At 37.2% G+C, this 6,470-nt stretch carries 5 protein-coding genes; 3 read left to right on the forward strand and 2 right to left on the reverse strand.

From position 1 onward, the window contains the following. On the forward strand, positions 1–222 hold a 222-nt coding region (locus ABY905_RS12555; protein ID WP_372644404.1), incomplete at its 5' end, for a hypothetical protein. Positions 223–532: 310 nt separating this feature from the next. Here the strand turns inward: ABY905_RS12555 and ABY905_RS12560 are convergent. Next, positions 533–781 (reverse strand): hypothetical protein, encoded by a 249-nt coding sequence (locus tag ABY905_RS12560; protein ID WP_372644406.1) that lies wholly within the window; start codon positions 779–781, stop codon positions 533–535. 78 nt (positions 782–859) lie between these two features. Between ABY905_RS12560 and ABY905_RS12565 the strand changes: the two genes are divergently transcribed. Together ABY905_RS12565 and ABY905_RS12570 are read left to right on the forward strand one after the other, a co-directional pair. Next, complete coding sequence (locus ABY905_RS12565) at positions 860–2,752, forward strand: helix-turn-helix domain-containing protein (RefSeq protein WP_372644408.1); 1,893 nt, start codon at positions 860–862, stop codon at positions 2,750–2,752. A 479-nt stretch (positions 2,753–3,231) separates the two neighbouring features. After that, positions 3,232–3,942, forward strand: a complete 711-nt coding sequence (locus tag ABY905_RS12570) for an energy transducer TonB (RefSeq protein ID WP_372644410.1) — start codon at positions 3,232–3,234, stop codon at positions 3,940–3,942. A 311-nt stretch (positions 3,943–4,253) separates the two neighbouring features. Here ABY905_RS12570 and ABY905_RS12575 read toward each other — a convergent pair. Continuing rightward, the coding region (locus ABY905_RS12575) for a hypothetical protein (RefSeq protein WP_372644412.1) at positions 4,254–6,470 on the reverse strand (2,217 nt) is incomplete at its 5' end.

Consider the following 6,470-nt stretch of genomic DNA (forward strand, 5'->3'; position numbering starts at 1 on the left):
ATCGAAAAGTCTGGTATTGATCTTAGCCAAAAGAAGAAAGAAGACTTCTCAGAGCTTTCTGCACAAAATGATAAAGCATGGAAAGATATTTGGTCAGCCGGGCAAGGTGTTGCAGGAATTGATGCTGTCGTTTCAGTAAGCCATCTGCTTGATCAAATAAAAAGGGAGTATTTAGAAGCTCTTATTCAAAATGCAGAAAAGCTAAAAAAACTTAAGGGCTAAAAATGAATAAAATTGAGCCCAATTCAGAATGTCTTTGGTCTATTCTTTCAATCATTCGTTTGTCAGGTGATTATTCATAGTTAGCTACCAAACCTATATTGCCTGGTAGCATTCCAAAAAAATAATTCCATTCAACTGTCAGGTTCTGGCACTTGTCACAACTATTTATTTGAAGATTAAAATGAGTAGACAATTTGACATTTAATACAAATCCCTATGCTAGTTAAAATTCCAAAGGCCCTCTTGGGCGGAATTACCGGAACAACCGCCATGTCCTTATTCATGATGCTGGCACCCTTGATGGGAATACCTAAAATGAATCCAGCTCAAATGCTTTCAAGTATGATGGGGTTTCCAATATGGGTAGGTTGGCGTATTCAAGAATGAGTAATCTGATTGAGATAGAGGCTTTTGAGTAGGCCTGCTTCGAATGAATATTTGATGGTATATCGGTCTTTTTTTGTCCAATATTTTTATCCAGGCTTCCATTTTTTTTATTCACCCTATCGAGTTGTTCTTCTATCAAACGGATGGTAATAAGACGGGAAGCTGTTGTCATGTTCAATCATTATTCAGTAACTTTGTTTTTGAGGCATTCTTCCTGAATAAATTACGGTTGATTATTTATTTGCTTGCTATGGAAAATCTATCTTCCTTATGTGACCAATTTTTAAAGAAAATTCATCAGAATATCGAAGATAATCTGGGTGATGAGAATTTTTCGGTATCAAACCTGGCTGAAAATGTAGGACTAAGCCGATCGATGCTGCATAGAAAGCTCATCAAGTTAACTGGTAAATCTGCTAGTGATCTTATCAAAGAAATTAGATTAATACGTGCCAAAAAGCTTTTAGAGAATGACGTTGCAACGGTCTCAGAAATTGCCTACCAAGTCGGTTTTAGAAGCCCTAGTTATTTTAATAAAGTGTTTAAAAAACGCTATAAAGTTTCCCCGGGAGATGTCAGAAAAGGAACTATTGTTCATGAAGAAGAGCAACTTGTAAGTAAAGTTCAAAATAAAATGAATCCTTTTGGCTTCTCGTTTTTTAAATCGAGTAGATTAGGATTGGTACTCATTCTGATATTGACTTTAGTGGTCATGGGATTATACGTCCTTGAAGCTATCCATTCTAGTAAAACATCAATTGCTGTTTTGCCCCTGCATAATTTAACCGGACAAGCTGATAATGACTATTTTGTAGATGGTATGCACGATGCACTTATTGGAGAATTAGGTAAAATAGGATCACTTCGAGTAATTTCAAGAACCTCAACACTTCACTTTCGCGAAAGTGATATGATGTTAAAAGATATTGCTGATGCGCTTGGTGTTAATAGGATTGTTGAAGGCTCAGTTTTTATGGCAGATGATAGTGTTCGCATTATTGTTCAGTTGATTGATGTTTTTCCTGAAGAAAGTCATGTTTTAGTCAATGAGTATAGTGATAAGCTTAGTAATGTTCTGGCCGTTCAATCTTCAGCTGTAAGAGACATAGCACAAAAAATAGATATCGAACTTTCAGAAAAAGAAGAACAACATCTTGCGAATACACGCACTGTAAATCCCGAAACTTATAAAGCCTATTTGCGAGGGATGTATTATTTAAATCAGGGTACAAAAGAGTCCTTTGATACTGGAATCAATTACTTGCATCAGGCTATTAAAACCGACCCCGGAGATCCTTTTGCCTATGCAGGCTTAGCACTAGGATATGCAACGATAGGGCATGGACAACTTAATGCGAAAGAAGCATTTCTTCAGGCTATGTTAGCTGCCAATAAGGCCATCAAATTAGATCCTACAATTGATGAAGCCTATAATGCCTTGTCTTTACTCTATTTATACCAGGCCTGGGACTGGCCCATGTCAGAAGAAGCTTTTGAAAATGCCATTGCCAATAATCCCAACAATGCCATTGCACACGCTCATTTTGCCTGGTACCATATTCTGTTTGATGATATGAAAAAGTCAATTTACCATGCTAAAAAGGCAGTTGTGATAGAACCTTTATCAGCCTCTTACACGTCATGGTTAGCATTATTGTATTTCCACAATAAAGAATATGACGAAGCTGAATTCTGGGCCAGAAAAGCTTTGGAATTAAAGGATGATGTGCCATACGGAAACCTCACATTGGGTTGGGTTTGTCTCCAAAGAAAGATGTTTCATAAAGCGATTGAATATCATAAAAAACTTCCCTCAGGGGCCTATTGGGAGACCTTACTTGGTTATGCTTATGTAAAGGCCGGCCAAAGAGAGAAAGCTATAGAACTATGGAATGAATTCGAAGAGCTTTCAAAAAAGCAGGAGGTCAATTGCTGTTATAGGGGTATGATGGCTGCTTACCTGGGCTTCACAGATAAAGCCTTCGAGCTGTTAAATAATGCTTGTGATAACAAGTCTTATCCTGTTAGTTATATTAATTTTTATCCATGTACCGAAGACCTTAGGAATGATTCAAGGTACAATAAGCTAATGCAAAAAATGAACTTGCCAAGTAATGAGGTATTGATAAGTTCGAATCAATAAGTCTGTTTACTCCATCAATTACATTCCATATTCGGCTAGCATTTTAAAGGGTGAAATTTCATTATTCTTAAAAATGCAACCTAATTACCATGATTCAACATTCTTAATCTTTTATTTACAAAAGCTTGCAACCAGACTATTAAGCTCATAAGCTAATAGTCTGTTTCTTTGTATTGTAAGATGATATCAGTTCGTGATGGCCTTAAAGAGTATGATTAACGGATGAAATCTAATTAATTTTAAAGCTCGAAATTATGGAAAGACTAAAAGTGACTTGGCATTTTCCCTTACGAGAATGCAAACAAACTCGTCCGGGAAGTGTTTTTTAATTGGCTGGTAAATCATTTATTAATATCAGAAGTGCTCATTTTTATATTAAGCTGCTTCAACTTAAAATTCACCCAAACAAATCTACTAGCTATAAACAGCACATCGTTGATTTCCAACGAGTGAAGATTATTAATTAAAAAAACAAAATCATGAAAGCAACAACAATTTTAATTTTGTTCATGTTTGTTGCAATTTTTTCAACAGGACAGGATCTGAAGAAGAGTAAAATGCTTAGAGACGTGGACGTGAAACCTCCTATATTTAAAGGAATAGAGGGAACGGTGGATATTTTAAATGAAGTGGAGACTGCCTCGATATACGATTATTTGGGTGCAAAACTTGAATATCCGAAAGAAGCCGAGAAGAGATGGAGAGAAGGCACAACAGTCATTCATTTCACTGTTCTACCCAATGGTGAGTTAGACAATTTTCAAGTTATTAACAGCGTTTCTTCCGATATTGACCGTGAGGTAATTCGGGTTTTGCAATCAAGTGATGGCATGTGGAAACCAGGAGAAAACAGCGGTAATCCGGTTGCAATGGAAAAGGAAGTGGCTATCACTTTTCAGATGGAATATTCAAATCATTTGAGAATAGCTCAGAAATTATTTAAGCGGGGAAATAAAAAGTTATTGAAGAATAAACCCGAAAGGGCTCTAAAGCTTTTTGATAGAGCATATGTTTATCAACCCTATAGTGAACCCCTATTATTTGCCAGATCAGTGACCCGTTTAAGTGTTGGTGATAAGGTAGGGGCATGCGAAGACTGGAACCGCTTAAAATCTTTAGGAAGTAATTTGGCCGATGAATACTTGATGCAACACTGTGAGATGAGTGAAATTGCTGTAAAAGATATTTAATAAATTGAATTTTTCTTGAAATTCAGCTTGCAGTTTCTTCATTTGATTGTTTTAGCCTGGAGTTTGGCTTGTTAGCTGTCGAATTTAAAGCTTGCTAAAACTGTGTAAAAGCAATATATGGCCTTCATTGATATTATTTTGACTCTTTTATAACTTATCTGATGAGTTATAGCTTAAAAAAAAATAGGATGAATATTAAATATGCAGGATGTTTGCTTAGAAAATAGAAATGGGTGACTAGAAAAAGAGGATGTCTTGATTTTTGACATCCTCTTTTTTTTCACCATTAATGAATTTGAGTTTCTTGAAAATTAATTCTCCGTTTTGAGAGGCTTACGTAATAGTAAATAGGCTATCATATAGAAAACGATGGCGAGTAATAATCCGCTAGAAAATCCGTAATTGAAAACGGGTATTAAAACCAAGGTGCTACCAATAACCGAAGCTGCTCCATTTATGGCAAATCCCCAGTCAATCAGTTCACCGGTTTTAGCACTTCCCTTAACAAATGGCATTCCCATAAAGAAACCCAAAGGTGCAATAAGTATGCAAGTGATGATAATACGCCAGATCATGCCCAGACCTGCAAGTGATGTGGTGATATAAGGAAATAGTAAAATCTCGGCAATTAACCATATTGCGATAAACAAGAAAGGGATGTGATTCTTAAATTTAGGACTCATTAAACTACCAACACCAGAACTGGCAAGCAGAACAAATAGTATGGTCATAAACGTGTAAGAGGATGAACCTATAAAAAGCGTATACTTTTGTATTAGAACAACTTCGACAGCCATAAAAGCTATGCCAATTGTGAAAAAATACAACCATCCTGCAGCTTTGAGTTTTGTTCCCTTTTTGAAATAAGGCAGCAGGTTAAGTGGTAATATCAGAATTGCAACAATAAACAAAATAACCAGTATAATCACCTTCGAAAGGGGGAAGCCCTGGAATTCGTACGGGAGTAGACGTGTTCTGATTTTTTCGAGAGAGAAATTTTTCATCATGCCCAGCTGTGCAGTAAACGGTTTGTTGTCGTAGCAGGGCGATATGTTGGTTGCTGATTTTGCCTGTTCTTGTTGCCATCCATTTAAAACAATTTGATTGATCATGTTGTTTTTTACGGAGTCAACTGCGGGATACAATTGTCTGTAGTAAGGGTAGTTTTCCTTACTTGACTCATAAACGGCATCATGAATAAGCTCTTTGCTCAAAGGCTGTTTTCCCATTAGAATTAAATGACGGCGCATTGTGGGTAAATGATAGACTGCCAAGTGAGAGGCAGGATCTTCTATTCCTTCGCGTTCGAGAGCTTCCAATACTTCAGAAACCATTCTTGGTACATAAAACTGATGCTCCATTAGCAAGTAACCCTTTGGGGATAAGGCTTTGTAATAATCCTGAAAAGCCTCAGTGGTAAAGAGATAGTTTTCAGCCAGAGCAAAGGATCCTGAAGCGAGTGCAGCAAATGTGTTGGAGCTTAACGAATATATCACATCGAAATGATTATTGAAACGACGCACATAGGCTCGGGCATCTTCGCTCACGACTCTCACTCGAGTATCATTGTAGAGGTTCCCTGTAAATTCTTTAAGGAAGCCTTTTGTCATCATTTTGTTGATATACGGATTGACTTCCACGGCGTGCACCTCAGCAGCGCCATCCTGTAATGCTTGTAAAACATCACCACCAGCCCCTGCACCCAGTGATAAGAATCGGCATGAATCAAACTGAGCGGTTAAATGGGTTGCTGGAATTGAGAAGGGGATTTTAAGTGAATCGGAACGATCCCAATTACCATCGAATTTAATAATAGGTGAGTTGGCAGCATCATCGATATTTAAACCCCAGTTTTTATCATCGTATTTAAACACTTTTAAACGAGCCATAGCATCCCAATGAGTGTAAATCACTTCTGCTCTCTCTTTTTTAGGTCGCGTCAGAAGTTCTGAACTATAAGGCAAGGCAGTGAAGCTGATAAGAAGAAGAATGACAGGGATGATTTTTAACCAACGAGGAATGTATAATAATGCAGAAATAAGAACAGGTAATGTAATCATTAGAGCTGCTTTGTCGGTTCCTATTGTATTCATTAATAACACAGATAGGACCACACCCATTGCTGCCCCAATTAAGTCGGCCATGTATAGGCGAGGCATCTCTTCATGTGCTTTACGGAAGATACTACTCAAAATAATACCACCTGTGAAAAAAGAAGAGCCTAAAATAAGAATGGTGGCTAGCAGTTTTAGAACCATCCAATTATTACTTAATAATTGAGTGAAATCAAGTTGTAAATGAAGAACCAATGGGGGGCCAATCAGCATTAGTCCTGCCGTAATACTTAATAATCCGCCGTAATTGTTAATGTTTGTCAGCCATTTACTCATTCGCAAGGATAAGGCCCCGAGTCCTAAGCCAAGAATGCTTACACTCAATATGAGGAAAGCAAAGGTGTAAAAATATTCCGCTGAGAAAATTCTCGACCAAATAATCTCCATTGAGATTAAGGCTAGAGATAGGAGAAA

Source organism: Ancylomarina sp., assembly GCF_041555295.1.
Taxonomy (GTDB): domain Bacteria; phylum Bacteroidota; class Bacteroidia; order Bacteroidales; family Marinifilaceae; genus Ancylomarina.

What these genes read in the sequence shown, in the direction of transcription:
- ABY905_RS12560 (WP_372644406.1), bottom strand. Translation starts at nt 781, where the DNA reads ATGACAACAGCTTCCCGTCTTATTACCATCCGTTTGATAGAAGAACAA.
- ABY905_RS12565 (WP_372644408.1), top strand. Translation starts at nt 860, where the DNA reads ATGGAAAATCTATCTTCCTTATGTGACCAATTTTTAAAGAAAATTCAT.
- ABY905_RS12570 (WP_372644410.1), top strand. Translation starts at nt 3,232, where the DNA reads ATGAAAGCAACAACAATTTTAATTTTGTTCATGTTTGTTGCAATTTTT.